The following is a 26,458-nucleotide window of genomic DNA, read 5'->3' as shown; positions in this document are numbered from 1 at the left end:
GATGCATGAGAACAGAATGCGCCACGGCAACAGCGCCGGCAGCAACTCCGGCAGCAACTCCGGCAACAACGCGGCGGACCTGAGCGCGGTCAAGGCGCTGGTGTTCGACGTATTCGGCACCGTGGTGGACTGGCGTACCAGCGTGATTGCGGACCTGTCCGCGTTCGGGCGGAAGAAAGGCATCGAGGCCGACTGGACCGCCTTTGCCGACGCCTGGCGCGCCGGCTACGTGCCCGGCATGGAGCGCGTGCGCAAGGGCGAGCGGCCGTGGGCCAATATCGACGTGCTGCACCGAGAACGGCTCGACGCGCTACTTGACCAGTTCGGCATCGAGGACCTCAGCGAAGCGGAGAAGGACTACCTCAACCGCGCCTGGCACCGCCTCTGCGGCTGGCCGGATACCGTGCCCGGCCTCACCCGGCTAAAGCAGCGCTACATCATCTCCACCTTTTCCAACGGCAGCGTGCAGTGCCTGGTCGACACGGCCAAGCATGCCGGCCTGCCGTGGGACGCGGTGTTCAGCGCGGACATCGTGCGCCACTTCAAGCCGGAGGCGGAGATCTATCAAGGCGTGATGGCTTTCCTCGACCTGCAGCCGCAGGAGGTCATGCTGGTTGCGGCGCACAACAATGACCTGCGGCATGGCCGCTCGCATGGCATGCGGACGGCCTATGTCAACCGGCCCACGGAGTACGGGCCGAACCAGGCGAAGGATCTGGCGGCCGAGTCGGACTGGGATGTGGTGGTGGATAGCTTGACGGCGCTGGCGGAGCGGCTGGGCGTTTGAGCGCCCGCGCGCGCCAATCAGCGCACATCGGCTCGGGAAAGCCTGCCTTTGCGGCCTCCCGCCGTGGAGCGCTGGCTGCACTTGGCGCGCGCCTCGCGCGCCCGGCCAGTGCGATCGGGTTTGCCCAAGCCGCTGCCTGTCGGATACATTAGGACTCCCGGCCGCCCACGCTGCAACCCTGCGGCGCCACAGAGGCCATGCCAGAGCCGGGAGTTGGTGCGCGCCGGCACGGCAGCGCGCCAGGAGACGACAAGGAGACCACGATGGACCTGCGGCAACGCGAGCACATCGACACGGTAGTCCAGCTCACCACCCGCGCCGGCGCGCCGATGGTGCGTGCGCCGGAAACCATCATCCAGAATTCGTGGCGGCGCTGCGTGCATCAGTACGGGCTGGATCCGGCGCGCATGCAAGAGGCGCGCATCCTGCCGCAGACCCGGCTGCGCGAGCACCAGCAGCGCATCGACGATTTTGCGCGGATTGCCCGCCACGGGCTGCAGACGCTCTATAGCCAGGTTGCCGGCATGGGCTACGTCGTGCTGCTGACCGACGCGCAGGGCGTGACGGTGGATTACCTGGGCGACGCCAACGCCGATGCCCGCCTGCGCCACGCAGGCCTGTACCTGGGCGCGCAATGGAGCGAATCCGGCGCCGGCACCTGCGCGGTGGGTACCGCGCTGGCCACCGGCCAGGCGCTGACCGTGCACCAGGCGGATCATTTCGACGCTACCCATATTCCGCTGACCTGCACCGCCGCGCCGCTGTTCGATTCGCACGGCAGCCTCTGCGCCATCCTCGACATTTCCGCGCTGACCTCGCCGCAGGCCAAGGACAGCCAGGGCCTGGCGCTGCAGATGGTGCGCATCTACGCCAGCCGGATCGAGAACGCCAGCTTCGTGCGCAGCCACCGCGAAGACTGGATCCTCAAGCTCAACGCCGCGCCGGAATTTGTCGACGTCAACCCGGAATACCTGCTCGCGCTCGATGCGTCAGGCCGCATCGTTGGCCATAACCGCCGCGCGCAGCAGATGCTGGAGGCCGAGCTGGGCGTGGCCCCGGGTGGCGCGCCGCTGCTTGGCATGCCGTTCGAGTCGCTGTTCGAGGCGCGGCTTGATGAGCTGGGCCGCTTCATGCATTCGCGCCCCAGCGAGCAGCGCGCGCTGGCGCTGGCCCGCACCGGCGCGCAGCTTTACCTGAGCGTGATGCCGCCGGCGCTGCGCTGGCAGCGCGCGCGCGATACCGCCGAGCGGGCCACGCCGCTGCAGGCGCCGCTGGCCGCACTGTGCGGTGGCGATGCCGCATTGCAGCAGCAATTGCTGCGGGCCGCAAAGCTGGTGGATTCGCCCATCAACCTGCTGATCAATGGCGAGACCGGCAGCGGCAAGGAGTACCTGGCCAAGGCCCTGCACCAGGCCAGCGCGCGCCGCGACGGCCCTTTCGTGGCGGTGAACTGCGCGGCGATTCCCGAATCCCTGATCGAGAGCGAACTGTTTGGCCACCTGCCCAACAGCTTTTCGGGCGCGGGTTCGCGGCCCAAGCGCGGGCTGATCCAGGAGGCTGACGGCGGCACGCTGTTTCTCGACGAGATTGGCGACATGCCGCGCGAGCTGCAATCGCGCCTGCTGCGTGTGCTGGCCGAGGGCGAGGTGCTTGCCATCGGTGCGGCGCGCCCGGTGCCGGTCAACCTGCGCGTGATTTCCGCCACGCACCATCCGCTGGACCAGCTGGTGAGCAGCGGGCGCTTTCGCGAGGACTTGTACTACCGGCTCAACGGCGCGCGGCTGATGCTGCCGCCGCTGCGTGAGCGCACGGACCTGGACTGGCTGATCGGCAAGATGCTGGACGCGGGCGGCAAGCCAGCTACCGTGAGCCTGTCGCCCGCGGCGCGCGCGCGGCTGCACGCGCACCGCTGGCCCGGCAACCTGCGGGAGCTGCGCAATGCGCTGGAGTACGCGCGGGCGGTCTGTGACGACGGCCACATCGAGGTGGAGGATCTCCCGGAGGGGATTGGCGAGGGGATGCCGCAGCAGGGCTTGCTTCCGGTTTCCGCCAGCGTCCCGCCGGGCAGCGCGGCCACTGAGGCCGCCAGCGCGCCGGCCTTGCCGGCCCCCGGCTTCGACCCGCACCAGCTGCCGCCGGAAGGCATGCTGCTGATGCAATACCTGCGCGCGGCTGGCTGGAACCTGAGCGCGGTGGCGCGCCAGATCGGCGTGAGCAGGATGACGCTGTACCGCCGCATGGCGCGCTACGGCATCGCGTCGCCCAACCAGCGCGACGCGACGCATTAGTGAGCATGGCGGCGCGGCTCGCCCGCGCCGCCTTCCCTGCCCGGCGCAAGATCCCCGCTACACCTGTTCCCCCCCCTGTACACGTGATGCTGTGACACCTGTCACGCTGCGGCGTGCGCACGGCCCGCAGTGTCACTGCGCGCCCCGTGTTTTCCTGGGGTAATCCCGAGTTTTTGCCGTCTCCGGCGTGCCGATGCGGGGTGGCACGGCCATTGCGATATGCCTGTCATAACCAGAAAGACAGGAGACAGGCATGGGTGAGCAAGCGCTGGCCGACCGGCCACTGGTCGGCATCATCGCCAACCCGATTTCCGCGCGCGATATCCGCCGCGTGATCGCCAACGCCAACACGCTGCAACTGGCCGACCGCGTCAATATCGTGCTGCGCCTGCTGGCCGCGCTGGCTGCCTGCGGGGTCGGCCGCGTACTGATGATGCCGGACCGCGAAGGCATGCGCGTGCTGCTGGCGCGCCACCTGTCGCGCCGCCAGGGGCCGGACGCCGCGCTGCCGGACGTGGAATACCTTGACATGCCGGTCACCGCGCGCGTCGACGACACCTTCCTGGCCGCACGCATGCTGCGCGAGGCGGGCGTTGCCGCCATCATCGTGCTCGGTGGCGATGGCACCCACCGCGCGGTGGTGCGCGAATGCGGCAACGTGCCGATTGCCGGCATCTCCACCGGCACCAACAACGCCTACCCCGAAATGCGCGAGCCCACCATCACCGGGCTGGCCACGGGGCTGTTTGCCAGCGGCCGCATTCCCGCCGCGCATGCGCTGGCCGCCAACAAGCGGCTGGACATCACGATTGCCGGCGAAGGCGAGGTGCGCCACGACATCGCGCTGGTCGACGCGGTGATCGCCCACGAGCATTTCATCGGCGCGCGCGCCTTGTGGAAGACCGAGACACTGGGCGCGGTCTACGTGTCCTTCGCCGATCCGCAGGCGATTGGCCTGTCCGCCATCGGCGGCTTGCTGGAACCCGTGGGCAGGCATGAGCCCGGGGGCCTGGCGATCGAGCTGGCAGCGCCCGGCGAGGGCCGCTTCGCGCTGCGCGCGCCGATTGCGCCCGGCCTGCTGCGCGCCGTGCCCATCGCGGGCTGGGAGCGCCTGACCGACGGTGTAGCGCACCGTGTGCGCCAGCGCGCTGGCATCGTCGCGCTGGACGGCGAGCGCGAGCTGGTGTTCGGCCCGCAGGACGAGGTCACCGTGACGCTGCGCGAGCGCGCCTTCCTGAGCATCGACGTGGCGGCCTGCATGCGCTACGCCGCCGCCGCCGGATTGATGCGCAGCGGGCGCGCGCCGCCACCTCGGCAACAGCAGCATTCCCCACCCCAGCCACTCACCGAGCTTTCTACCGCCACCACAAAACCATGAAGGAGACAGACATGACAGCCAACGCATCCGGTACCACCGGGAACACGCTGCCCCTCGACAAGCAGGAACTGCTCGCCGTTTATCGCAGGATGCGCACCATCCGCGATTTCGAAGAGCGCCTGCACGTGGACTTCGGGCGCGGCGACATCCCGGGCTTCGTCCACCTCTACGCCGGCGAGGAAGCCGCCGGGGTCGGCATCCTGCACCACCTGGGCGACGGCGACCGCATCGCCAGCACCCACCGCGGCCACGGCCACTGCATTGCCAAGGGCGTCGACCCGGTGGCGATGATGAAGGAGATCTACGGGCGCAAGGGTGGCTCCTGCAACGGCAAGGGCGGCTCCATGCATATCGCCGATCTGTCCAAGGGCATGATGGGCGCCAACGGCATCCTGGGCGCGGGCGCGCCGCTGGTCTGCGGCGCCGCGCTGGCCGCCAAGTTTCGCGGCAAGGGCGAGATCGGCATCACCTTTGCCGGTGACGGCGCGTCCAACCAGGGCACGTTCCTGGAGAGCCTGAACCTGGCCGCGGTGTGGAACCTGCCGGTGATTTTCGTGATCGAGAACAACGGTTATGCCGAATCCACCGCACGCGACTACGGCACGGCAGTGGACAGCTACGTGGACCGCGCCGCCGGCTTCGGCATTCCCGGCGTGACGGTGGATGGCACGGATTTCTTCGCGGTGCATGAGGCGGCGGGCGAGGTCATCAAGCGGGCCCGCGAAGGCGGTGGCCCGGCCCTGCTGGAATGCAAGATGGTCCGCTTCTACGGCCACTTCGAAGGCGACGCGCAAACCTATCGCGCCTCCGGCGAGCTTGACGACATCCGCGCCAACAAGGACTGCCTGAAGAAGTTCACCGCCACCGTGACCCAGGCCGGCGTGATCGCGCTGGACGAACTCAAGGCCATCGACGAGCAGGTTGCCGCACTGATCGAGGACGCCGTGCAGCAGGCCAAGGCCGCGCCGTTCCCCACGCCCGCCGACCTGCTGACCGATGTGTACGTCAGCTACTGAGCGCGCGACCGCAGCCATTCCGAGACCTAACGACAGAAAGCACGATCAGGAGACCACACCATGTCCCGCAAATTAAGCATGAAGCTGGCGATCAACGAAGCGATCGACCAGGAAATGACCCGTGACCCGAGCGTGATCATGCTCGGCGAAGACATCGTCGGCGGCGCCGGCGCGGACGGCGAGAAAGACGCCTGGGGCGGCGTGCTCGGCGTGACCAAGGGCCTGTACGCCAAGCACGGCGACCGCCTGCTGGACACCCCGCTGTCCGAATCCGCCTATGTGGGCGCGGCCATCGGCGCCGCGGCTTGCGGCATGCGCCCGATTGCCGAGCTGATGTTCATCGACTTCATGGGCGTGTGCTTCGACCAGATCTTCAACCAGGCGGCCAAGTTCCGCTACATGTTTGGCGGCAAGGCCGAGACACCGGTGGTGATCCGCGCCATGGTGGGCGCGGGTTTCCGCGCGGCCGCCCAGCACAGCCAGATGCTGACGCCGCTGTTCACGCATATCCCCGGCCTCAAGGTGGTGTGCCCCAGCACGCCATATGACACCAAAGGCCTGCTGATCCAGGCGATCCGCGACAACGACCCCGTGATCTTCTGCGAGCACAAGAACCTTTATGGTTTCGAAGGCGAAGTGCCGGAGAACTCGTACGCGATTCCCTTCGGCGAGGCCAACATCGTGCGCGACGGCAAGGACGTTTCCATCGTCACCTATGGCCTGATGGTGCACCGCGCGCTGGAGGCGGCGGCCACGCTGGCCAAGGAAGGCATCGAAGCGGAGATCGTGGACCTGCGCACGCTCTCGCCGCTGGATATCGACACCGTGCTGGAGTCGGTGGAAAACACCGGCCGCCTGGTGGTGGTGGATGAAGCCAGCCCGCGCTGCAACATCGCCACCGACATCTCGGCACAGGTGGCGCAGCGCGCCTTCGGCGCGCTCAAGGCCGGCATCGAGATGGTCTGCCCGCCGCATACGCCGGTGCCGTTCTCGCCCGCGCTGGAAGACCTGTACATCCCCAGCGCGGCGCACATCGCCGATGCCGCGCGCAAGACCGTGAAGGGAGGGAAACACTGATGGCCGAGATCACTCCGATCGTCATGCCCAAATGGGGCTTGTCGATGAAAGAAGGCACGATCAACGACTGGCTGGTCGAGGAAGGCGCGCAGATCACGGTCGGCATGCCGATCCTCGACGTGGAGACCGACAAGATCGCCAACGCGGTGGAAGCGCCGGACGCTGGCACCCTGCGCCGCAAGGTAGCAGCCGTGGGCGACATCCTGCCGGTCAAGGCGCTGCTGGGCGTGCTGGCGCCGCCCGAGGTCAGCGACGCGGACATCGACGCCTTTGTCGCCGCCTATGAGACACCCGCCGCCGATGAGGAAGACGAGGGCGCCGCCGCCTCGGCCTATCAGTTCATCGAAGTCGACGGCATCCGCACGCGCTACGCAAAGCGCGGCGAGGGTGCCGACACCGTGTTGTTCATCCATGGCTTCGGCGGAGACCTGGACAACTGGCTGTTCAACCTCGACGCACTGGCCGACGCGCACACCGTCATCGCGCTGGACCTGCCGGCGCACGGACACGCCACGCCCAGGCTGCCCGGCACCACGCTCGCATCGCTGGCAGGGTTCGTCGCGCATTTCATGGATGCACTCGACATCGGCCAGGCCCACCTGGTGGGCCACTCGATGGGCGGCGGCGTAGCCGCGCAGCTAGCGGTGGATGCGCCGCAACGCGTGCGCTCGGTCGCGCTCGTATCGCCGGCCGGCCTTGGCGAGGAGGTCAACAGCCAGTACACCGAAGGCTTCGTCAACGCGCAATCCCGCCGCGACCTCAAGCCGGTGGTGGAGCTGCTGTTCGCCGATGCCGGGCTGGTCAGCCGCCAGATGCTGGACGACCTGCTCAAGTACAAGCGGCTGGACGGCATTACAGAAGCGCTCGGCACACTAGGCGCCAGCCTGTTCGGTGGCGGCCGGCAAACCGAACTGCCCGGTCACAGGCTGGGCGATACCGGCAAGCCTGTGCTGGTGATCTGGGGCGCGCAGGATCAGATCATCCCCGCATCGCATGCGGCCAACGCGCCAGCCGGTGCGACGGTGAAGGTGTTCGACGATGCGGGCCATATGAGCCAGATGGAGAAAGCCAACGAGGTCAACGCGCTGCTCAAGCGGCATATCGGCGGCTGACGAAGCGGAGTCCCGCTGGTTTGCTCCCCGCTCCCCGCTCCCCGCTCCCCGCTCCCCGCTCCCCGCTCCCCGCTCCCCGCTCCCCGCTCCCGCAAGCGGGAGCGGGGAGAAAGCCAGCGCGTCGCGCGGCGTATTTCGTGGCTGTATGCACTGAAGACAATGAACAAAACACGCAAAGGAGACCACCCATGAACCAACCCCTGACGGGACAAGTCGCCGTCATCACCGGCGGTGCCCGCGGCATCGGCCGCGGCATCGCCCTGACACTCGCCAAGGCCGGCGCTGACATCCTGATCGCCGACCTTCTCGAAGACGCCATGCGCGAAACCGCGGAAGATGTGCGCGCGCTCGGCCGCCGGGTGAGCACCCTGAAGGTCGACGTGACAAAGCCCGAGATGCACCGCGCCATGGTCAAGCAAGCACTCGACCAGCTCGGCGGCCTGGATATCCTGGTCAACTGCGCAGGCGTCATCAGCATCCACCCTGTCGATGCACTCAGCGAGCGCGACTGGGATTTCGTCATGGACGTCAACGCCAAAGGCACCTTCCTCGGCTGCCAGGCCGCGCTGGAACACATGAAAGCCCAGCACAAGGGCCGCATCATCAACGTTGCCTCGATTGCCGGCAAGGAAGGCTTCCCCAACCTTGCCCACTACAGCGCCTCCAAGTTCGCGGTGGTTGGCTTCACCAATGCCCTGGCCAAGGAAGTGGCGCGCGACGGCATCACCGTCAACGCGATCTGCCCCGGCATCGTGCGCACCTATATGTGGGATCGCCTCTCCGACGAATGGAAGGCCGACGGCGAATCGGTGGAGGATTCCTGGGCGCGTCATCAGCTCACGCTGATCCCGCAGGGACGGGCGCAGACGCCCGAAGACATGGGCCGGATGGCGCTGTTCTTCGCGACCATGGACAATGTGACCGGGCAGTCGGTCAACGTCGACGGTGGCTTCACCTTCCATTGACCGGCACCGGGCCGCGGTGCGGCCCGGCATGTGCGCGTTCCGTCCCGGCGCTTACCGGTCATGCCATGCGATTTGAATTTCTCGATCCCGATCCAACCGACCCCGATCCCTTGCACGCCGAGCAGGCGCTGCTGGAGCAGGCATCCGCCGGCCGCTGGCTGGCGCACCTGTGGCAGGCGCCGGTTTCGCTGGTGGTGCCGCGCAGCTACCTGCGGCATGCGCAACTGGAGGCCGCGCGCGCCGATTTTGCCGCGCGTGGCTGCCCGGTCTGGCTGCGCCTGTCAGGCGGCGGGCTGGTGCCGCAGGGCCCGGGCATCGTCAACCTGAGCCTGGCCTATCCGGTGCGCGGCGGCGCCGGGACGCATGCCGAGCCGGCCTATCTGCATCTGTGCGAGGTGCTGGCCGCCGCATTGGGCCGCCTTGGGTTGCAGACGCACTGGCAAGCGGTGGATGGGTCGTTTTGCGATGGCCGCTTCAACCTGGCCTGGGGCCCGCCGGAGCAGGCCCGCAAGATTGCCGGCACGGCGCAATACTGGCGCCGCGTGGCGGGCGCGGGCGACGCCAGCCTGCACGTGGTGCTGGCGCACGCCGTGCTGCTGGTCAGCGCCGATCCTCAGGAGATCAATGGCCGCGCCAACGATTTCGAGGCCGCCATCGGCAGCGGGCGCCACTACCGTGCCGACAAGGTGGTCAGCGTGGCCCAGGCACTGGCCGACAGCGGCCGGCCGGTACCCGGCGACCTTGCCGAGCGCACGTCCCAAGCGCTGCGCGAGGCGCTTGCCGCGACGCCGCCGGCGTTCGCCGCGACGGCGCTGGCTTAAGCGGCACCGCGCGGATTCGTCGGTATTGACGATTCCGCGCCCTGTTGTCCGTGGCAAACTGACCGGCAAGACGCTTCCCTCGCGGGAGCAGACAACCGGAGACAGGACATGGCGGGACCGTTGGCTGGACTGAAAGTGGTGGAAATGGTTGGGATCGGCCCGGCGCCGTTCTGCGCGATGATGCTGGCCGACCAGGGCGCCGAGGTGATTCGCATCGACCGCCCCCGCCCGGCCAAGCCGGGCGAGGCGCCGGCCACCGGCGCGGGCAAGGCGCGCTGCGACGTGACCGCGCGCGGCAGGCGCTCCCTGGCCATCGACCTGCGCAAGCCCGGCGCGGCCGAGGTCGTGCTGGACCTGATCGCCAAGGCCGATGTGCTGATCGAAGGCTTTCGCCCCGGCGTGATGGAACGCCTTGGCCTGGGGCCGGCGCCTTGCCTGGCGCGCAATCCGGCGCTGGTGTACGGCCGTATGACTGGCTGGGGCCAGCACGGGCCGCTAGCCCAGGCCGCCGGCCACGATATCAACTACATTGCCATCGGCGGCGCCCTGCATGCCATCGGACGGGCGGGGGAGCCGCCCGTGGTGCCGCTCAACTACGTCGGCGACTTTGGCGGCGGCGGCATGCTGCTGGCATTTGGCGTGATGTGCGCCATCAACGAAGCCCGCAACTCCGGCAAGGGGCAGGTGGTGGATGCGGCCATGACCGATGGCACCGCATTGCTGTCCGCCATGATGTACGGCTTCAAGGCCGCCGGGCGCTGGACCAACCAGCGCGGCGATAATTTGCTGGATGGCGCGGCGCATTTCTACGACACCTATGCCTGCGCGGATGGCAAGTACGTCGCGGTGGGCGCCATCGAGCCGCAGTTCTACGCGCTGCTGCGCGAGCGCTGCGGCCTGGACGATCCGCTCTTTGACAAGCAGCTCGACAAACGCCACTGGCCCGAGCTCAAGGCCCGCATGACCACGCTGTTCCTCACCCGCACGCGCGCGCAGTGGTGCGAGCTGCTGGAAGGCAGCGATGCCTGCTTTGCCCCGGTCCTGGACTGGGACGAGGCGCCGCAACATCCGCATAACCGGGCCCGCGAGACGTTTCTTGAGATCGACGGGGTGATGCAGCCGGCGCCGGCGCCGCGTTTCAGCCGCACGCCGGCGGGGGTGCCGCAGGCGCCTGCGGAGCCTGGCGCGGATAGTGAGGCGGTGTTGCGGGATTGGGGGGTGGCGGGGGAGGTGATTGGTGGGTTGCTGCGGGATGGGGTGATTTGAGTTTGATATTGCTGATGTAACTGCTTGCCGTTCAACGTCAACGTCAACTTCAAAGGCTTAAAGTCAAAGGCAGTTTCACCACCCCTGCGGGGCGGCGACCTACTTTCTTGTCTTGCCAAGAAAGTAGGCAAAGAAGGCGCGCCGGATGGGGCGACGCCCCATACGGCCTGGTACACCTTGACGGCTCGCTTCGCATCGCGGGTTGGTGTGGACCGCCCTTGGGGGCGCTCCACACGGCTACACCGAATTTTGATCGCGCGATATCGCTTTTTTTTCGCGCTGGTTTGCTAAGCGGCGACGGCATGCTCCTTGATCGCTGCCAGTTTCTCCGCGCCGATCTTTTCCTTTGCCCTTTCGGTGTCGTAGTGGGTTTGGAGGTTCATCCAGCTTTGGGCATCGGTGCCGAAGAACACGCCGAGCCGGACGGCCGTATCGGCGGTGATGGCGCGCTCGCCCTTGACGATCTCGTTGATGCGCCGAGGCGGGACATCGATTGCCTTGGCGAGCGCGTATTGGCTGATCCCAAGCGGCTCAAGCCAGTCCAACTGCAGGATTTCGCCTGGCGTGGCCAGCGGAATTTCTCGTGCCATGGTTTGCTCCTTTAGTGGTAGTCGACGATCTCGACGTCGGTCGCGCTACCGTTTGCCATCCACCGGTTTGCTCCCCTCTCCCGCCTGCGGGAGAGGGGCGGGGGAGAGGGCGGGTGTTCGTTACGCCGCCGTGCTCGTGCTCTTTCTGGGCATTTCGAAGGTTGCTCGCGCTCAGTCCACCGGCCCCAAAATCCGCTCGACAAACTCCGGCGCCAGCGCAACGCCCAGGAAGCGCGAGATCTCCACGATCTGTCCATACAGCATCCATTGCCCGTGATGCACCGCGCAGCCGCGTTCGCGCGCGGCCTTCAGCAGCGGAGTATCGCCATCGCGGATCACCGCCTCGCAGACCAGCGTGCCTGCGTCCAGTTGCGCAGCGGGGAGCGGCGTGGCGTCGGTATCGCGCAAGCCGAGCGCGGTGGCGTTGACAACGACATCAAAGCCGGCGGGGTTGTTATCGCCGGCTCGAATCGAGACGGTCGGCAGCACCGCTTTCAGGCTTGCCGCCAGCTCTTGCGCCTTGTCGGCGGAGCGGTTGTAGATGACCAGTTCGGCCGGCTGCTCGCGGGCCATGGCGTAGGCCATCGACTTGCCGGCGCCTCCGGCGCCAAGCTGCAGCACGCGCTTGCCAGACAGGCTGTGGCCGCGTTCGCGCAGGCCGGCGACGAAGCCGTCGCCATCAAAGTTGCCACCGACCCAAAAGCCCTTCTGGCGGTCGAAGCGCATCGCGTTGACGGAGCCGAGCAGGCGCGCGGCATCGGTCAGTTCGCCACAGATGGCCACCACCGCCTCCTTGTGCGGCATGGTGACGACCAGGCCTTGCAGGTTTTGCGCAGCCGGCGCGCCGGCGAGGAATGCCTGCAATTGCGCCGCGTCCACATGGAAGGGCACGCAGACGGCATTCAGGCCCTGGCGGGCGACCGAGGCATTGAAGAGTTGCGGCGTGCGCACGTGCGCGATGGGGGCGGCGATGATGCCGACAAGCTGGGTATTGCCATCGATCTGCATTGCGGGATTCCGGGTAACGTGGAAGGGGGAGGGAAGAAGGGCGAGCAAGAAGGGAGAGAAGACGGGCGCGGGAGGCGGGACGGCCGCGCCGTCCCGCGGGCATGGCGATGGCTCAGATGCCGGCCATGCAGGTGTACTTGATGACCAGGTAGTCCTCGATGCCGTAGTGCGAGCCTTCGCGGCCCACGCCCGATTGCTTGACGCCGCCGAAGGGCGCCACCTCGTTCGAGATCAGGCCGGTGTTGACGCCGACCATGCCGTACTCCAACCGCTCGGAAACGCGCCACACGCGGCCGAGATCGCGTGCGTAGAAATAGCTCGCCAGGCCGAATTCCGTGTCGTTGGCCATGGCGACGACTTCGTCCTCGGTCTCGAAGCGGAACAGCGGCGCGAGCGGGCCGAAGGTTTCTTCACGCGCTACCAGCATGCCGGGCTTCACATCGGCCAGCACGGTAGGCTCGAAGAACGATTGCCCGAGCGCGTGGCGCTTGCCGCCTTGCAGCACGCGCGCGCCCTTGGAGATCGCGTCGGTGATATGTTCCTCGACCTTGGTCACGGCCTTGCCGTCGATCAGCGGCCCGATGCGCACGCCGTCTTCCATGCCGTTGCCCACCTTCAGTGCGCGTACCGCCGCGACCAGCTTTTCGGCGAAGGCGTCATAGACCTTGCTGTGCACATAGAGGCGGTTGGCGCAGACGCAGGTCTGTCCCGCGTTGCGGTACTTGGACACGATGGCGCCTTCCACGGCGGCATCCAGGTCGGCATCCTCGAACACGATGAAGGGCGCGTTGCCGCCGAGTTCCATCGAGACCTTCTTGATGGTGGACGCCGTCTGCGCCATCAGCGTACGGCCGACTTCCGTCGAGCCGGTAAAGGTGAGCTTGCGCACCAGCGGGTTGCTGCTGAGTTCGCCGCCGATGGCGGAAGCCGAGCCGGTGACGACCGACAGCACGCCTGCGGGAATGCCGGCGCGTTCCGCCAGCGCCACCATGGCCAGCGCGGTCAGCGGGGTTTGCGAGGCGGGCTTGACCACCATCGTGCAACCTGCCGCCAGCGCCGGGCCGGCCTTGCGCGTGATCATGGCCGCGGGGAAATTCCACGGCGTGATGGCCGCGCACACGCCCACCGGTTCCTTGGTGACGACGATGCGCTGGTTGCTGACCGGTGCGGGAATGGTCTCGCCGTAGACGCGTTTGCCTTCCTCGGCGAACCACTCGATGAACGAGGCCGCGTAGCCGATCTCGCCGCGTGCTTCGGCAAAGGGCTTGCCTTGCTCGGCGGTCATGATGCGGGCCAGGTCGTCCTGGTTCGCCAGCAGCAGTTCGAACCACTTGCGCAGCAGCGCGGAGCGTTCCTTGGCGGTACGCGCGCGCCAGGCCGGCAGGGCGCGGTTGGCGGCCTCGATGGCCTGGCGCGTTTCGTCGGCGCCCAGCAGCGGCACCTGGCCGACGCGCTCACCCGTGGCGGGATTGGTCACGTCGATATGACGCTGCGCATCGGTCCAGCGGCCATCGATATAGCACTGCTGGCGCAGCAAGGAGGGGTCTTGGAGTTGCAACATGGTCTGGTTCCGGTTCCGTAGCGATGTTGGGGGATTCGGCGCAGCGCCGCTGACGGCAGGTTAGCAGGATCCGGCGATCTCGTTTGGCCGCCGGACGGATGATCAAGCCGCGACTCAAGCCGCGACTCAAGCCGCGATTCAACCCGCGATATACAGCCCGCCATTGACGTGCAGCACCTCGCCGGTGACAAAGCTGGCCGCGTCGCTGCACAGGAAGCCGATGGCGGTGGCGATCTCGCGCGGGTGGCCGAGGCGCTTGAGCGGTGTCTGCTCGACCGAATCGGCGCCGCGTTTCTGGATCAGCTCGGCGGTCATGGGGGTTTCGATCACGCCCGGCGATACAGCATTGACGCGGGTGCGCGGCCCGAGTTCCCGCGCAAGGCTGCGGGTGAGGCTGAGCAGGCCACCCTTGGAGGCCGAATAGTGCGCATTGTAGTAAGCGCCCCGGTGCGCCGCCACCGACGTCAGGTTGACGATGGCGCTGTTCTCGCGCAGCGCGGGAATGGCGCGGCGCACAAGATAGAACACGCCATCGAGGTTGATCGACAGCGTCTGCCGCCATTGCGCGTCGCTCATCTCGGCCACTGGCTGGGCCTGGTACAAGCCTGCCGACGGTACCAGGAAATCGATGCCGCCGAAGCGCGCCTGCGCGAGCGCCACGGCGCGCTCGCAATCGTCGGGGCTGGCGGCGTCCATGCGCAGCGTGGCGATGCGCTCGCCGCTCGGGTCCAGTTCGCTGGCAAATCCGGCGACGCCGGCTTCGTCCAGATCCGTCAGTACCAGGTTGGCGCCGTGCGCCAGGAACAGCTTGGCCGTCTCACGGCCGATGCCGCCGTTGGCGCCGGTCAGCAGCAGCGTGCGTTGATCGAAGTTGTACATGTTGTCTCCCGTGTTCAGATATGCAGTGCGCGCCCGTAGGCCGCGAGCACGGCTTCGTGCATGGCCTCGGACATGGTCGGGTGCGGCAGGACGGCGGCCATCAGGTCGGCCTCGGTGGTCTCCAGCGTCTGCGCGATGGCGTAGCCCTGGATCATCTCGGTGACCTCGTCGCCCACCATATGGGCGCCGAGCAGTTCGCCGCTGCCTGCGTCGAACACCACTTTCACCAGGCCCGCGGTGCTGCCCATGGCAATGGCCTTGCCGTTGCCGACGAAAGGAAACTTGCCGACCTTGATCGGATGGCCGCGCTCCCTGGCCTGTGCCTCGGTGAGCCCCACGCTCGCCACTTGCGGATGGCTGTAGGTGCAGGCCGGAATACGTGTGGCATCGAGCGCATGCGGATGCAGCCCGGCAATCCGCTCCACGCAGATCACACCTTCGTGGCTGGCCTTGTGCGCCAGCCACGGCGGGCCCGCCACGTCGCCGATGGCATACACGCCGGGCTCATCGGTGCGGCCGAAGCCGTCGGTCACGATATGCGTCTTCTCGACCTTGACGGCGGTTTGCTCCAGGCCCAGGCCTTCCACGTTGCCGACAATGCCCGCCGCCACCAGCACGACGTCGACGTCGACGCTCGCGCCACCGGACTTGCCGCCTTGCAGCGCGACGGACCAGCCCTGCCCATTGCGCTCGGCGCTCTGGATGCTGGTGCCGGTATGCAGCACGATGCCTTCCCGGCTCAGGCTGCTCGCCACCTGTGCACAGATGTCGGCATCTTCCACCGGCAGGATGCGCTCCGCCATCTCCACCACTGTCACCTCGGCACCCACCGCGCGATAGAAGCTCGCGAACTCGATGCCGATGGCGCCGGCGCCGACGATCAGCATGCGCTTTGGCACCACGGGCGGCGCCAGCGCCTCGCGATAGGTCCAGACCGTCTTGCCGTCCGCCGGCAGCGCGGGCAACTGGCGGGCGCGCGCGCCGGTGGCAAGCAGGATGTGGGCGGATGCAACGCGTCTTGTCGTGCCATCCGGCGCGGTGACTTCCAGCTTTCCCTTGCCCGCCAGCCGCCCGTGGCCGTTGAGCACGGTCACGCCGTTCTTCTTCATCAGGTGGGCCACGCCCTTGTTGAGCTGCGCGGCCACCGCGCGGGAGCGGGCCACCATGGCCGGGAGGTCGGCGCCAGGCGATGCGGCATGCACACCGTAGGCCGCCGCGTCCTTGACCAGCCGCAGCACATCGGCGGAGCGCAACAGCGCCTTGGTGGGAATGCAGCCCCAGTTCAGGCAGATGCCGCCCAGGTGCTCTTTCTCGACCAGCGCGGTCTTCATGCCTAGCTGTGTGGCGCGGATGGCGGCCACGTAGCCGCCCGGGCCACCGCCTACGACGATCAGGTCAAATGAGGAGTTCGCCACGTCATGGTCCTTAGATCAGCATCGACAAGGGGTGTTCAAGCAGGCGCTTGAACGCGGCCAGCCATTGCGCGGCCAGTGCGCCGTCGATGGCGCGGTGGTCCACCGAGAGCGTGCAGCGCATGACCTGCCCGGCCTTCAGCGCGCCGTCTTCCACCACCGGCACCGCTTGCGTGGCGCCCACGGCAAGGATGGCGGCCTGCGGCGGATTGATGATGGCGGAGAACTCGGACACGCCGAACATGCCCAGGTTGCTCACGCTGAAGCTGCCCCCCTGGTACTCCTCGGGGCGCAGTTGCGAAGCGCGCGCACGCGCGGCCAGGTCGGCGATTTCGGCGCTGATGACGGACAGCGGCTTGGTATCGGCAGCGCGCACGATGGGGGTGATCAGGCCAGCGTCCGTGGATACCGCCACCGCGATATCGGCCTGCTGGTACTGGCGCATCGCCGTATCGGTCCAGCCCACGTTGGCCGCCGGCACCTCGCGCAAGGCGACCGCCACGGCGCGCACGATGAAGTCGTTGACCGAGATCTTGCGCGGCGCACCGGCATTGATCTGCGCGCGCAGCGCCAGCAACGGCTCCATGCGGCAATCCGCCGTGAGGTAGAAATGCGGGATGGTGGCCTTGCTCTCGCTCAGCCGGCGCGCGATGGTGCGGCGCATATTGCTGTGCGGGATTTCGGTGAACGCTTCGCTGGCCCGGGCTTGCGGTGCGGCGGGGCGCGCAACGGCAGGTGCGCTGGCAACGGCTGGAGCCGCGGCGGCCTGCTCGATATCGCGCTTGACGATGCGGCCATTGGGGCCGCTGCCGCGCAATGCCGCGAGGTCCAGCCCGCGCTGCGCCGCCAGGCGGCGCGCCAGCGGGCTGGCGAAGATGCGCGCGGCATGCGGTGCAGCAGTCATGGCAGAAGTCGTGGCAGCAGCAACCGCCTCGCCAGCGGATGCCGCCACGGCTTCAGGCGCTTGCGCGCCGCCACCCGCCGCCGCGATCAGCGCATCGATATCCACGCTGGTTTCGCCATTGACCAGCAGCACGCCGATGGGCGCGCCCACCTCCACGTCCTGGCCCGCCGCCACCAGGCGGCGGCCGAGCACGCCGGCCGAATCGGCATTGAGTTCGACCACGGCCTTGTCGGTTTCGATCTCGGCGATGCAGTCGCCCATGGCGATCGTATCGCCTTCGTTCTTGGTCCACGCTTGCAGCGTGGCCTGGGTGGCATTGGCCGCCACCTCGGGCATGCGTAGCAGGGTGGCCATGTCAGGCAGTCCTTGGTTGCAGGTCGGGGCGGTAGGCGGCGATATCCGCGTATTGCACGATCTCCAGCACATTGCCTTCGGGATCGCGGCAGAACGCCAGGTAGGTACCGGGGCGCACTTCGATGCGCTGCGGGCCGGTGAGGAATTCCACATCGGCGGCGAGCAGCTTGTCGACCACGCTCTGGATATCGTCCACGATAAAGGTCAGGTAGGTGGCGTTGGCCTTGTCCAGGATGTACTCGGGAGCGGGCGCGGGTGCGGGCGGCTGTACGGGGGCCAGCAACTTGATGCGCTCGCCATGGTTGGTCTGCAGGCGCACCGCGGTATAGCCGCCGGCGTGCATGGCCGCCTGCACGGCATTTGCCGCTGGCACGGCCACTTCGCTGACAAAGGCGAAGCCCAGCACCTGCTCGTAGAAGCGGCGCATGCGCGGCAGGTCGCGCACGGCGATGCCGACCTCCAGGGGAACAATCATGTTCAGGGTCATTGGTATTCCTTGGGTTCGTTCAGTTGGCCAGGCGGGTATCCGGACTCACGCCGCGCCCTTGTCGCGCATTACCTGGCGCAGGCCCTCGGCCACTTCCTCGGTGCGGGCTGCGGCGGCGCGCTCCAGCACCTTGGAGATGCTCGGCGCGGCCTCGGCGCCGGTCACGCGCTGCACGGGCTGGTCCAGCCAGTCGAAGTAGCGGCGCTGGATCTCGTCGGCCAGCCATCCGCCATAGGAGGTACCGCGCGCGCCTTGTTCGGCGATCAGTACGTTGTTGGTCTTCTTCACGCTCTGCTCGATGGTGTCCCAGTCAATGCTGGCGCGGTCCAGCCAGCGCAGGTCGATCACCTCGGCGTCGATGCCGGTCTGCGCCACCGCTTCGAGCGAGTGGCCGACCATCGACAGGTACGTGATGACAGTGACGTCGCCACCGCTGCGGCGTACCGCCGCCTTGCCCACCGGCAGGTGATAGTCGAAGTCATCCACGGGGCCCACGCCCGAGGCGTTGTACAGGTCCACGTGCTCGATCACCAGCACCGGGTCCTTGCACGCCAGCGCGGTGTTCATCAGGCCAACGTAGTCGAACGGCGTGGACGGCGCCACGATGCGCCAGCCCGGGCTGGTGGCGAAGATGCCGGCCGGGTCCATCGAGTGCTGCGAACCATAGCCCGTGCCCATCGCCACCTTGGTGCGCAGCACCAGCGGCACGTCGCTCTCGCCGCCGAACATGTGGCGCGCCTTGCCGATCTGGTTGAAGATCTGGTCGGCCGCCACCCACATGAAGTCCGGGTACATGAACTCCACCACGGGCTTGTAGCGTCCGTCCAGCGCCAGCCCGCCGCCCAGGCCCACGAACGCGTTCTCGCTGATCGGCGTGCCCAGCACGCGGTCCGGGAAGTTGTCGCGCAGGCCGCGGGTGGCGCCGTTGGTGCCGCCCTTGAGGCGGTGCACGTCCTCGCCCATCACCACCACCGACGGATCGGTCTCCATGCGGCGTTGCATGACGTCCGCCACCACGTCGATGAACTTGCGCTTGTCCAGCTTGCCGGAGAAGCCGGCCTCGTCCTCGCAGCGCAGGCCTGCCAGCTCGCTCAGGTCGCCGCGGATGCCCACATCGCGGAAGTCCGGGCTCGGCCACAGCTCAGGCCGGATGCGGCGCTTGCCCGGCTTGCCGGAAGGATCGGCTTCGGTCAGTGCGGCCATGGCGTCGCGCATGGCTTGCTTGATGCGCTCACGCAGCGCGGCGATCTCGTCGGCGCTGATCAGGCCGCGCGCCTGCATGCGGCGCGCCATCAGCTCGAGCGGATCGCGCGCACGCCATTGCTGCTCTTCTTCCTTGGTGCGGTAGCCGAAGGCGCTCCCCGGGAAGGGGCCGTTCTGGTGGAAGAATCGGTACAGATCGGCTTCGATGATCGTCGGGCCCTTGCCGGCACGCATATGCGCCAGCGCTTCCTGCGTGGCCAGGTACACCGCCAGCGGGTCCATGCCATCGACCTTCCAGCTCGGGATGTTGAAGCCCATGCCGCGCGCGGACAGGCGCGGCTCGGCGGTGGACTCTTCCACCGTGGTGGAGACGGCGTAGCGGTTGTTCTCGATAAAGAAGCACAGCGGCAGCTTCCACGCGGCGGCCAGGTTCATGGTTTCCAGCACCGAGCCGATATTGACCGCGCCGTCGCCAAAGTAGGTGATGGCGACCGCGTCCGTGCCGGCATGCCGGTGCGACCACGCCGCGCCCGCGGCCATGGGCACGCCGCCGCCCACGATGGCATTGGTGCCCAGCGCGCCGGCCTCGGCCCACTGCAAGTGCATGGAGCCGCCACGGCCTTTGCAATAGCCCTGCGCCAAGCCCAGGATTTCCGCCAGCGTGCGTTGCAGCAGTGTTTGCACGTCCGCCGGCAGCGGCGCGCGCGGATCGATGCCGTTGGGCGCGAGGTAGCCCAGCGCCTTGGAGACAAACTGGTGATGCCCGCGATGCGAGCCGTTGATCTGGTCCGCGCCGGTCAGCGGCACGATGGAGCCGGCAGCGCCGCCTTCCTGCCCGATGCTGGAATGCGCCGGGCCGTGGACCAGGCCTTCGGCGGCGAGTTCGAGCACAGCCTCCTCGAAGCCGCGGATCAGGTGCAGGTGGCTCAGCAGGGTGCCGAGCAGGGCCGGGTCTGCCTTGGCCCAGTCTTCCTCGGTGGTGCGCAGTTCCACCCATTCGGCGGCGGGGCGCAGGGCGCTACGTTCAGACATTTGAGAATCCTTGATTACCGTTCGATGATGCTTTCAATCGTGCTGGGGGACTGCGTGCTCAGAAGCCGTCGGCGGTCCAGCCGCCATCGGAGACCAGCGCATGGCCGGTGATGAACGCGGCCGAGTCCGAAGCCAGGAAGAGGGCGACCTCCGCCATCTCGTCCGGCGCGCCAAAGCGGCGCAGCGGCGTGCGCGCCAGCAGCGCCTCGCCGTCGATGGCCTTGCTGGCGAGCAGCGTTTCCATCAGCGCGGTGCTGGTGTAGCCCGGGCAGACCGCGTTCACGCGGATGTTGTACTCAGCCCATTCCGCCGCCAGCGACTTGGTGAGCGACACCACGCCAGCCTTGGCGGCGCAGTACGCCAGGCGCCGCGCGGACGAGGCCAGGCCCCACATCGACGCGGTGCTCAGGATGGCGCCGCCGCCCTGGCGCACCATGCGGCGCGCCGCCGCCTGCGTGCAGAAGAACACGCCGGAGAGGTCGATATCGATGGCGCGGCGCCAGTCGTCGGGCGTCAGTTCCAGCGACGGCTTGTTCATCGAGATGCCGGCGTTGTTCAGCAGGATGTCGATGCGGCCAAAGCGGGCCTCGGTGGCGGCGCAGGCGTGCTCCACGGCCTCGGGGTCGGTGATCGAAGCCTGCACCACTTCGACCTGCGCTTCCGGGTAAGCCGCTTCCAGTTCCGCCTTGGCGCTGGCGAGTCCTTGCGCATCCAGGTCCAGCAGCATCAGGCGCGCGCCGTGCCGGGCAAAGCCATGCGCCATCGCGCGGCCGATGCCGCTGGCGCCGCCGGTGTTGAGCACGACCTTGCCGGCCAGGCCGGGGTAGCTGGCGCGCGCAAAGGGCTGCGCGTTCGGGTATCCAATAGGCAAAGAGGTGCTCATACGGCTAACCAGTCCTTCAGAAGTTGGGTATTGGAAGTGAGTTGTTCGGGCGTGCCTTCAAAGACGATGCGGCCGTGGCCCATCACGCAGACGCGGCTCGACACCTTCAGCGCGATGGCGAGCTTCTGCTCCACCAGCACCACCGAGACGCCCCGGCGGTGAATGTCCTGGATGGCCTCGCCAACCACCGTCACGATCTTGGGCGCGAGGCCTTCGGTGGGCTCGTCGATCAGGATCACCAAGGGGTTGCCCAGCAGCGAGCGGCACATGGTCAGCATCTGCTGCTCGCCGCCGGAGAGGCTGCCGGCCTTGGTATTGCGGCGCTCCTTCAGGCGCGGGAAGTAGTCGAACATCTGCTCGAAGGTCCATTGCGGCGCGCCTTCGGTGGCGCGCTGCTCGCCCATGCGCAGGTTTTCGTCCACCGTCAGGTTGGCGAAGACCTCGCGCTCTTCCGGCACATAGGCAATGCCCTTGCGGCAGATCGCATACGATTGCGCGCCGGCCAGATCGCGCCCGCGCAGCCTGATGCGGCCGGCGCTTGGCGGCACCAGGCCCATGATGGCCTTGAGCGTGGTGGAGCGGCCCGAGCCGTTGCGGCCCAGCAGGCTGACCACTTCGGCCCGCCCCACCTGGAAATCCACACCGTGCAGGATGTGGCTCTTGCCGTAGTGCGCGTGCAGCCCTTGCACGCTCAGCAGCGGATCGGCGCTTTGTAGGGATTGCGCGCTCATACCGTGACCTCCTCACCCAGATAGGCTTCCTTGACGCGTGCGTTGTTGCGGATCTCGTCCGGCGTGCCGGTGGCGACGATCTCGCCGTAGACCAGCACGCTGATGCGGTCGCTGAGCGAAAACACCACGTCCATGTCGTGCTCCACGATCAGCAGCGTGCGGCCCTGCGCGATCTCGCGGATCAGGCCGGCGGTGTAGTCGGTTTCTTCCTGCGACATGCCCGCCATCGGCTCGTCGAGCATGATGACCTTCGGGTCCGAGGCCAGCGTCATGGCGATCTCCAGCGAGCGCTGCTCCGAATACGACAGCTCGCCGGCGATGGTTTGTGCGCGCCCGGCCAGCCGCACCTGTTCGAGCAGATGCTGGGTCTCGTCGCGCACGGCACGCACCTTGTGGGCGAACTTCCACAGCGTGTATTGCAGGCCGTGGCGCCGCATGACGGCGAGGCGCAGGTTCTCGAAAACCGTGAGGCCCGCGAAGATATTGGTGATCTGGAACGAGCGCGCCAGGCCGCGATGGTTGATGCTCTGCGGCGACAGGCCGTGGATCGGCTCGCCGTTGAGCATGATCTCGCCTTTGGTCAGGGGCAGGCGCCCGGAGATCAGGTGGAACAGCGTGGACTTGCCGGCGCCGTTCGGGCCGATCAGCGCGTGGCGTTCGCCGCTGACGAGATCGAGGTCCACGCCGCGGATGATGTCGACGTCGCCGAAGGATTTGCGCAACCCGCGCAGGGAGAGCATCGCTTGCGTGTTCATGCCGGGTTCCTCCGGACGTTGGTGGCCGCGGTGGCGGGCGCGTCGATGGCGGGAGTGGCGTCCTTCAGGCGCAGCCAGCGCCTGTTGGCCAGGCGGGCCGTGGCGATGCCTGCCACCAGCAGCGCCGCGGGCACCAGCCAGGTCAGCGGCGAGATGGGATCCCACTCGCGGCCAAACAGCGCAATCGCGGGCCAGCCGCCACCATTCAGGGCCGCCATGGAGCGGTAGTCTTGCGAGAAGAAGCGCTGCAGCATCTCCACCGTGAACACCATGCCGCCCGCGAGCAGCAACGTGCCGATGACGAATGCCAGCGCCATGGGCAGCAGCGCACGCAGGCCATAGGTCTTGCTGTGCGCGGCGAAGGACTTGATCAGCCCGGCCAGGCCCGTCGGCAAGAACATCATCACCAGCACGAAGACAATGCCCTGGTACAGCAGCCACGAACGCGTCAGGTCGGATACCGCATAGCCGAAGAAGGTCATCACCGCCGCGCCCAGTGCCGGGCCGAGGAAGATCTTCACGCCGCCGATATAGCTGTTAAGCACCACCGCCGCGGAGGCGGATGACTCGAACACCACGTAGTTGGCCGCTTCCATGTTGAGCGCCTGCAGCGCGCCCGCGATGCCAGCGAACATGGCCGAGACGGCGAACACCAGCACGCCGAGCCGGTGCGTGTCATAGCCGAGGAAGCGCAGGCGGTTGGCGTTCTCGCGCAGGCCCAGGGTCAGGCGGCCCACCGGCGTCAGCGTGAACAGGTACAGCAGCGCCAGCGACAGCAGCACCCAGAACAGGGTCAGGTAGTACACCTGGTTGCTGTCGCCGAAGGTGAGGCCCCACGCCGGCATGCGCATGGTGGACAGGCCCGCCTCGCCGCCGAACCAGCCCTTCAGGTGCGGCGCCAGCGAGTGCAGCAGTTCGGCCAGCGCCAGCGTGATCATGGCGAAGTAGACGCCGGTGCGCTTGGTGGCGAACCAGCCGGCGGCCAGGCCGGCGACCAGGCCCAGGGCGCCGCCGGCCAGCGGCAGCAGCGGCGTGGGCAGCAGGCCGTTGCCGCCGAAGGCGTTCATGGCGTGCACGGTGGCAAAGCTGCCGATGCCGAAGTACGCCGCGTGGCCAAACGACAGCATGCCGCCCTGGCCGCTGAGCAGGTTGAACGAGGCCGCGAACAGCACCGCGATCAGCATCTGGATGGAGGCGTTGACCAGCGATGGCGACAGCACCATCGGCAGCGCCAGCAGCGCGCCTGTGCCGAGCAGCAGCAAGGTCTTCTGCGTGTTGGAGAGGTTGGTCATGGTTACTCCTTCTCGCCCATCAAGCCTGACGGACGGACCAGCAAGATCAACAGCATCAGCGCGAACGGGATGGTCCCGGCCAGGCTGGAGAGTTTCAGGGTCATCAGCCCTCCGGCTTGCTCGGCCCAGGCGCCCGCGCCGGCCAAGGCCAGCAGGTCGGCCAGGCTGCGATCGATGCCGACCGAGAACGACGTGATCAGCCCGATCAGCAGCGAGGCGAGCATGGCCCCCTCCAGCGAGCCCAGGCCGCCCACTACCACCACGACGAAGACCATCACGCCGAGTTCCAGCGCCATGTTCGGGTTGGTGGTGTAGAACGCGCCCGCCACCGCGCCGGCCAGGCCCGCCAGCGCCGCGCCGATGCCGAACACGCCCATGAAGACCAGCGGCACGTTGTGGCCCAGCGCCTCGGCCATGCGCGGCTTGTAGATGGCCGAGCGCACCACGATGCCGACCCGGGTGCGCGTGAGCAGCAGGTAGATCACGGCGAACATGGCCACGGCGATGCCGCCCATGAACACGCGATAGAAGGGATAGGAGGACACGCCCAGGCGGAAAGCCGCGAAGTCCAGCGACGCCGGGATGCGGTAGTCCACCGGGAAGTTGCCGAAGAACAGCTTGATCAGCTCGGCAATGATGAAAGACAGGCCAAAGGTCAGCAGCAGCTCGTGCGCGTGGCCGTGATGATGGACGCGGCGCAGGAAGAAACGCTCCACCGCCACCCCGGCCAGCCCGACCAGGATCGGCGAGACCACGATGGCAGGCCAGAAGCCGATCGCGCCTTGCAGCGTATAGGCAAAGTAGGCGCCCAGCATGTAGAACGACGCATGGGCAAAGTTGAGCACGCCCATCATGCCGAAGATGAGGGTCAGGCCAGCGGAGACCATGAACAGCAGCAGGCCGTAGATGGTGCCGTTAAGCAATGAGACGACGAGGTATTCCATGAAGGCTTCCTTGGAACGAGCCTGTGCGGCCAACTGGCGCATGGCCGTACTTGCCAGCGCCAGCGCCGGAACGGCGCGGGCGCGGCTGATGTTGCTAGGGTGGCTTGGACAGGGGAATCAGCTGGGGCGCTGCATCTTGCAGCTGGCCTGGGCCGGCGTGGCGGCCTCGGCGGCGGAGAAGGTCTTGACCGGCTTGAAGCCCATGTCGGTGCCGTCGACCTTGAACTTCGCGTCCTTGGCGACCACGGACACCACCATCGGCAGCAGCACCTGGTGATCGGCGGCGCGCATGCTCATCTCGCCCAGCGGTGATCTGACCTTGGCGGTTTCGAGCGCCTTGGCCAGCGCGCTGGTGTTGAGCTTGCCGCCTTCCGGCTTCACGGTCTTCAGCGCCTCGCCCAGCATCTCCACCGCGAATACCGTCTGCGGCTCGATGTAGGCGGGCATATGGCCCTGCCTGGCCTTGAAGTCGTTGGCGAAGCGCTCACTGTCGGCGCTACCCGCCTCGGCATTGAAGGGGTGGGCAACATAGTGGCCCAGCGCCACGTCGGCGGCGTTGCCGATATTGCCCGGCTGGTCGAGGAACACGGTGGCAAAGCGCGTCTTCAGGCCGGCCGCCTTGCTGGCCTTCATCAACAGCAGCAGGTCGTTGGACCAGTTGCCGGTGATCACGCTGTCCGCCTTGGCGGCAGCGATCTTGGCCACGTAGGGCGAGAAGTCCTGCACCTTGTTCACGTCATGCAGCGTCTTTTCCACCACCGTGTAGCCGCCTGCGCTGGCGTAGTCGCCGATGGCCTTCTCCATATCGACGCCCCAGGAGTAGTTCTGGTTGATCGAATACACGCGGCTGCCCAGCGCATGGAGCGGCTTCATCGCGCCGACCAGCGCCTTGACACGGATCTGCGCATTGGTGGCGAACTTGAAATGGTAGAAGTGGCACTTCTCGCCGGTTAGCTCCATGGCTTCGCCGCCGACGTTCATGAACAGGATTTCCTTGCCCGGATTGCGCAGGTTGAACTTGCGCACGTCCTCGGTGATCTGGCCGGACACGGCCGACGACGAGCCTTGCATGACGATCTGGGCGCCATCGGCAACGGCCGCCTTCAGCTTGTCCGCCGCACCTGCCGGGCCACCCTGGTTGTCGTACTCGACCAGCTGGAGCGGCTCGCCGTTCCAGCCGCCGGTGGCGTTGATCTTGTCGATCGCATAGCGCGCCGCTGCGCGGAACATCAGGCCGGTGGATGCCTGCGGGCCGGACAGCGTCTCGACCAGCGCAATCTTCACCGGCGCCGCCGATGCCGTGCCCGCCAGCACGGAGAGTGCCGCGGCTGCGAACAAAGGACGGGTAATGCGGCTACCGCTCATGGGTGTCTCCTGGCTGTTGTTTGGATTCATCTGGCGGGCGCCGAAACTGGCCCGCCATAGTGGTCTGACCTGTGGTTAAAGTGGTCTGACAGGTTTACTATAGGGAGATGGGCGGCGATCGTCAACGGCGACTTGCGCGCCATGAGGGTTTCTACCGAGAGGCCGATCGGACGGGTATCCGCGTCGCGGAACGAGGGGCTTATGCCCTTGAGGAGCTTGGCTTACGGACGAATAACGGGTGCCGGCACCGCTTCGTGCTGGTACATTCCACACGTTTCATGCGCGCTAAGACGTGCTACATTGACCTGTAAGACCAATTTCAAATCGAGCGCCAGCCAGAGGCTGTCT

23 protein-coding genes are annotated in these 26,458 nt (G+C 67.4%); 9 read left to right on the top strand and 14 right to left on the bottom strand.

Going from position 1 to position 26,458, the window contains the following annotated elements; all coding sequences use genetic code 11:
* The first annotated feature begins 1 nt into the window (after window position 1).
* The 9 genes from ACX12D_RS29035 to ACX12D_RS28995 all read left to right on the top strand — a co-directional run bounded on the left by ACX12D_RS29035 (window position 2) and on the right by ACX12D_RS28995 (window position 10,710).
* Window positions 2–787, top strand: a complete 786-nt coding sequence (locus tag ACX12D_RS29035) for a haloacid dehalogenase type II (protein ID WP_459374512.1) — start codon at window positions 2–4, stop codon at window positions 785–787.
* 263 nt (window positions 788–1,050) lie between these two features.
* Window positions 1,051–3,075: a sigma-54-dependent Fis family transcriptional regulator gene (locus ACX12D_RS29030; protein WP_459374511.1), complete on the top strand. Its 2,025-nt coding sequence runs from the start codon at window positions 1,051–1,053 to the stop codon at window positions 3,073–3,075.
* A 253-nt stretch (window positions 3,076–3,328) separates the two neighbouring features.
* Window positions 3,329–4,453, top strand: a complete 1,125-nt coding sequence (locus tag ACX12D_RS29025; protein ID WP_459374510.1) for an ATP-NAD kinase family protein — start codon at window positions 3,329–3,331, stop codon at window positions 4,451–4,453.
* 11 nt (window positions 4,454–4,464) lie between these two features.
* On the top strand, window positions 4,465–5,469 hold the full coding sequence (locus ACX12D_RS29020) for a thiamine pyrophosphate-dependent dehydrogenase E1 component subunit alpha (RefSeq protein ID WP_150992308.1): 1,005 nt from the start codon (window positions 4,465–4,467) through the stop codon (window positions 5,467–5,469).
* Window positions 5,470–5,529: 60 nt separating this feature from the next.
* On the top strand, window positions 5,530–6,546 hold the full coding sequence (locus ACX12D_RS29015; protein ID WP_174423453.1) for an alpha-ketoacid dehydrogenase subunit beta: 1,017 nt from the start codon (window positions 5,530–5,532) through the stop codon (window positions 6,544–6,546).
* Window positions 6,546–7,658: an acetoin dehydrogenase dihydrolipoyllysine-residue acetyltransferase subunit gene (locus ACX12D_RS29010; RefSeq protein ID WP_459374509.1), complete on the top strand. Its 1,113-nt coding sequence runs from the start codon at window positions 6,546–6,548 to the stop codon at window positions 7,656–7,658. The genes ACX12D_RS29015 and ACX12D_RS29010 overlap by 1 nt, the downstream gene beginning before the upstream one ends.
* A 188-nt stretch (window positions 7,659–7,846) precedes the next feature.
* Window positions 7,847–8,623, top strand: a complete 777-nt coding sequence (locus ACX12D_RS29005) for an SDR family NAD(P)-dependent oxidoreductase (RefSeq protein ID WP_459374508.1) — start codon at window positions 7,847–7,849, stop codon at window positions 8,621–8,623.
* A 65-nt stretch (window positions 8,624–8,688) separates the two neighbouring features.
* Entirely contained in the window at window positions 8,689–9,444 is a 756-nt protein-coding gene (locus ACX12D_RS29000) for a lipoyl protein ligase domain-containing protein (RefSeq protein WP_459374507.1), read from the top strand.
* A gap of 108 nt (window positions 9,445–9,552) precedes the next feature.
* Window positions 9,553–10,710 carry a CaiB/BaiF CoA transferase family protein gene (locus ACX12D_RS28995; RefSeq protein ID WP_459374506.1) on the top strand — a complete coding sequence of 386 codons (1,158 nt, stop codon included), beginning with the start codon at window positions 9,553–9,555 and terminating at the stop codon, window positions 10,708–10,710.
* Window positions 10,711–10,997: 287 nt separating this feature from the next.
* Here ACX12D_RS28995 and ACX12D_RS28990 read toward each other — a convergent pair whose 3' ends face one another.
* The 14 genes from ACX12D_RS28990 to ACX12D_RS28925 form a co-directional block, all read right to left on the bottom strand.
* Window positions 10,998–11,300 (bottom strand): HigA family addiction module antitoxin, encoded by a 303-nt coding sequence (locus tag ACX12D_RS28990; protein ID WP_150992298.1) that lies wholly within the window; start codon window positions 11,298–11,300, stop codon window positions 10,998–11,000.
* A gap of 171 nt (window positions 11,301–11,471) precedes the next feature.
* Window positions 11,472–12,308 carry a shikimate dehydrogenase family protein gene (locus tag ACX12D_RS28985; protein ID WP_459374505.1) on the bottom strand — a complete coding sequence of 279 codons (837 nt, stop codon included), beginning with the start codon at window positions 12,306–12,308 and terminating at the stop codon, window positions 11,472–11,474.
* Between the two features lie 112 nt (window positions 12,309–12,420).
* On the bottom strand, window positions 12,421–13,869 hold the full coding sequence (gene gabD / locus ACX12D_RS28980; RefSeq protein ID WP_441636183.1) for an NADP-dependent succinate-semialdehyde dehydrogenase: 1,449 nt from the start codon (window positions 13,867–13,869) through the stop codon (window positions 12,421–12,423).
* 138 nt (window positions 13,870–14,007) lie between these two features.
* Window positions 14,008–14,748, bottom strand: a complete 741-nt coding sequence (locus ACX12D_RS28975) for an SDR family NAD(P)-dependent oxidoreductase (RefSeq protein ID WP_459374504.1) — start codon at window positions 14,746–14,748, stop codon at window positions 14,008–14,010.
* A 14-nt stretch (window positions 14,749–14,762) separates the two neighbouring features.
* Window positions 14,763–16,163 (bottom strand): dihydrolipoyl dehydrogenase, encoded by a 1,401-nt coding sequence (gene lpdA, locus ACX12D_RS28970; RefSeq protein ID WP_459374503.1) that lies wholly within the window; start codon window positions 16,161–16,163, stop codon window positions 14,763–14,765.
* Window positions 16,164–16,173: 10 nt separating this feature from the next.
* Complete coding sequence (locus tag ACX12D_RS28965; protein WP_459374502.1) at window positions 16,174–17,418, bottom strand: pyruvate dehydrogenase complex dihydrolipoamide acetyltransferase; 1,245 nt, start codon at window positions 17,416–17,418, stop codon at window positions 16,174–16,176.
* Between the two features lies 1 nt (window position 17,419).
* Window positions 17,420–17,905 carry a VOC family protein gene (locus ACX12D_RS28960; protein ID WP_459374500.1) on the bottom strand — a complete coding sequence of 162 codons (486 nt, stop codon included), beginning with the start codon at window positions 17,903–17,905 and terminating at the stop codon, window positions 17,420–17,422.
* Between the two features lie 45 nt (window positions 17,906–17,950).
* Window positions 17,951–20,140, bottom strand: a complete 2,190-nt coding sequence (locus tag ACX12D_RS28955) for an alpha-ketoacid dehydrogenase subunit alpha/beta (RefSeq protein WP_459374499.1) — start codon at window positions 20,138–20,140, stop codon at window positions 17,951–17,953.
* 58 nt (window positions 20,141–20,198) lie between these two features.
* Window positions 20,199–21,023 (bottom strand): SDR family NAD(P)-dependent oxidoreductase, encoded by an 825-nt coding sequence (locus ACX12D_RS28950; RefSeq protein WP_459374498.1) that lies wholly within the window; start codon window positions 21,021–21,023, stop codon window positions 20,199–20,201.
* Complete coding sequence (locus ACX12D_RS28945) at window positions 21,020–21,754, bottom strand: ABC transporter ATP-binding protein (protein ID WP_459374497.1); 735 nt, start codon at window positions 21,752–21,754, stop codon at window positions 21,020–21,022. Before ACX12D_RS28945 ends, ACX12D_RS28950 begins: the two co-directional genes overlap by 4 nt.
* Window positions 21,751–22,509 carry an ABC transporter ATP-binding protein gene (locus ACX12D_RS28940; protein ID WP_441636167.1) on the bottom strand — a complete coding sequence of 253 codons (759 nt, stop codon included), beginning with the start codon at window positions 22,507–22,509 and terminating at the stop codon, window positions 21,751–21,753. Before ACX12D_RS28940 ends, ACX12D_RS28945 begins: the two co-directional genes overlap by 4 nt.
* A complete protein-coding gene (locus ACX12D_RS28935) occupies window positions 22,506–23,801 on the bottom strand; it encodes a branched-chain amino acid ABC transporter permease (protein ID WP_459374496.1) in 1,296 nt (431 codons plus the stop codon). Before ACX12D_RS28935 ends, ACX12D_RS28940 begins: the two co-directional genes overlap by 4 nt.
* A 2-nt stretch (window positions 23,802–23,803) precedes the next feature.
* A complete protein-coding gene (locus ACX12D_RS28930; protein ID WP_459374495.1) occupies window positions 23,804–24,745 on the bottom strand; it encodes a branched-chain amino acid ABC transporter permease in 942 nt (313 codons plus the stop codon).
* A gap of 117 nt (window positions 24,746–24,862) precedes the next feature.
* Window positions 24,863–26,110 (bottom strand): branched-chain amino acid ABC transporter substrate-binding protein, encoded by a 1,248-nt coding sequence (locus ACX12D_RS28925; RefSeq protein WP_459374494.1) that lies wholly within the window; start codon window positions 26,108–26,110, stop codon window positions 24,863–24,865.
* Window positions 26,111–26,458: the final 348 nt, after the last annotated feature.

This window comes from Cupriavidus sp. PET2-C1 (assembly GCF_054515855.1).
This window is presented reverse-complemented; position numbering and strand designations above follow the sequence as displayed.

Coding starts and splice junctions, on each gene's coding strand:
- ACX12D_RS29035 (WP_459374512.1), top strand. CDS start 2: ATGCATGAGAACAGAATGCGCCACGGCAACAGCGCCGGCAGCAACTCC.
- ACX12D_RS29030 (WP_459374511.1), top strand. CDS start 1,051: ATGGACCTGCGGCAACGCGAGCACATCGACACGGTAGTCCAGCTCACC.
- ACX12D_RS29025 (WP_459374510.1), top strand. CDS start 3,329: ATGGGTGAGCAAGCGCTGGCCGACCGGCCACTGGTCGGCATCATCGCC.
- ACX12D_RS29020 (WP_150992308.1), top strand. CDS start 4,465: ATGACAGCCAACGCATCCGGTACCACCGGGAACACGCTGCCCCTCGAC.
- ACX12D_RS29015 (WP_174423453.1), top strand. CDS start 5,530: ATGTCCCGCAAATTAAGCATGAAGCTGGCGATCAACGAAGCGATCGAC.
- ACX12D_RS29010 (WP_459374509.1), top strand. CDS start 6,546: ATGGCCGAGATCACTCCGATCGTCATGCCCAAATGGGGCTTGTCGATG.
- ACX12D_RS29005 (WP_459374508.1), top strand. CDS start 7,847: ATGAACCAACCCCTGACGGGACAAGTCGCCGTCATCACCGGCGGTGCC.
- ACX12D_RS29000 (WP_459374507.1), top strand. CDS start 8,689: ATGCGATTTGAATTTCTCGATCCCGATCCAACCGACCCCGATCCCTTG.
- ACX12D_RS28995 (WP_459374506.1), top strand. CDS start 9,553: ATGGCGGGACCGTTGGCTGGACTGAAAGTGGTGGAAATGGTTGGGATC.
- ACX12D_RS28990 (WP_150992298.1), bottom strand. CDS start 11,300: ATGGCACGAGAAATTCCGCTGGCCACGCCAGGCGAAATCCTGCAGTTG.
- ACX12D_RS28985 (WP_459374505.1), bottom strand. CDS start 12,308: ATGCAGATCGATGGCAATACCCAGCTTGTCGGCATCATCGCCGCCCCC.
- gabD (WP_441636183.1), bottom strand. CDS start 13,869: ATGTTGCAACTCCAAGACCCCTCCTTGCTGCGCCAGCAGTGCTATATC.
- ACX12D_RS28975 (WP_459374504.1), bottom strand. CDS start 14,748: ATGTACAACTTCGATCAACGCACGCTGCTGCTGACCGGCGCCAACGGC.
- ACX12D_RS28965 (WP_459374502.1), bottom strand. CDS start 17,418: ATGGCCACCCTGCTACGCATGCCCGAGGTGGCGGCCAATGCCACCCAG.
- ACX12D_RS28960 (WP_459374500.1), bottom strand. CDS start 17,905: ATGACCCTGAACATGATTGTTCCCCTGGAGGTCGGCATCGCCGTGCGC.
- ACX12D_RS28955 (WP_459374499.1), bottom strand. CDS start 20,140: ATGTCTGAACGTAGCGCCCTGCGCCCCGCCGCCGAATGGGTGGAACTG.
- ACX12D_RS28950 (WP_459374498.1), bottom strand. CDS start 21,023: ATGAGCACCTCTTTGCCTATTGGATACCCGAACGCGCAGCCCTTTGCG.
- ACX12D_RS28945 (WP_459374497.1), bottom strand. CDS start 21,754: ATGAGCGCGCAATCCCTACAAAGCGCCGATCCGCTGCTGAGCGTGCAA.
- ACX12D_RS28940 (WP_441636167.1), bottom strand. CDS start 22,509: ATGAACACGCAAGCGATGCTCTCCCTGCGCGGGTTGCGCAAATCCTTC.
- ACX12D_RS28935 (WP_459374496.1), bottom strand. CDS start 23,801: ATGACCAACCTCTCCAACACGCAGAAGACCTTGCTGCTGCTCGGCACA.
- ACX12D_RS28930 (WP_459374495.1), bottom strand. CDS start 24,745: ATGGAATACCTCGTCGTCTCATTGCTTAACGGCACCATCTACGGCCTG.
- ACX12D_RS28925 (WP_459374494.1), bottom strand. CDS start 26,110: ATGAGCGGTAGCCGCATTACCCGTCCTTTGTTCGCAGCCGCGGCACTC.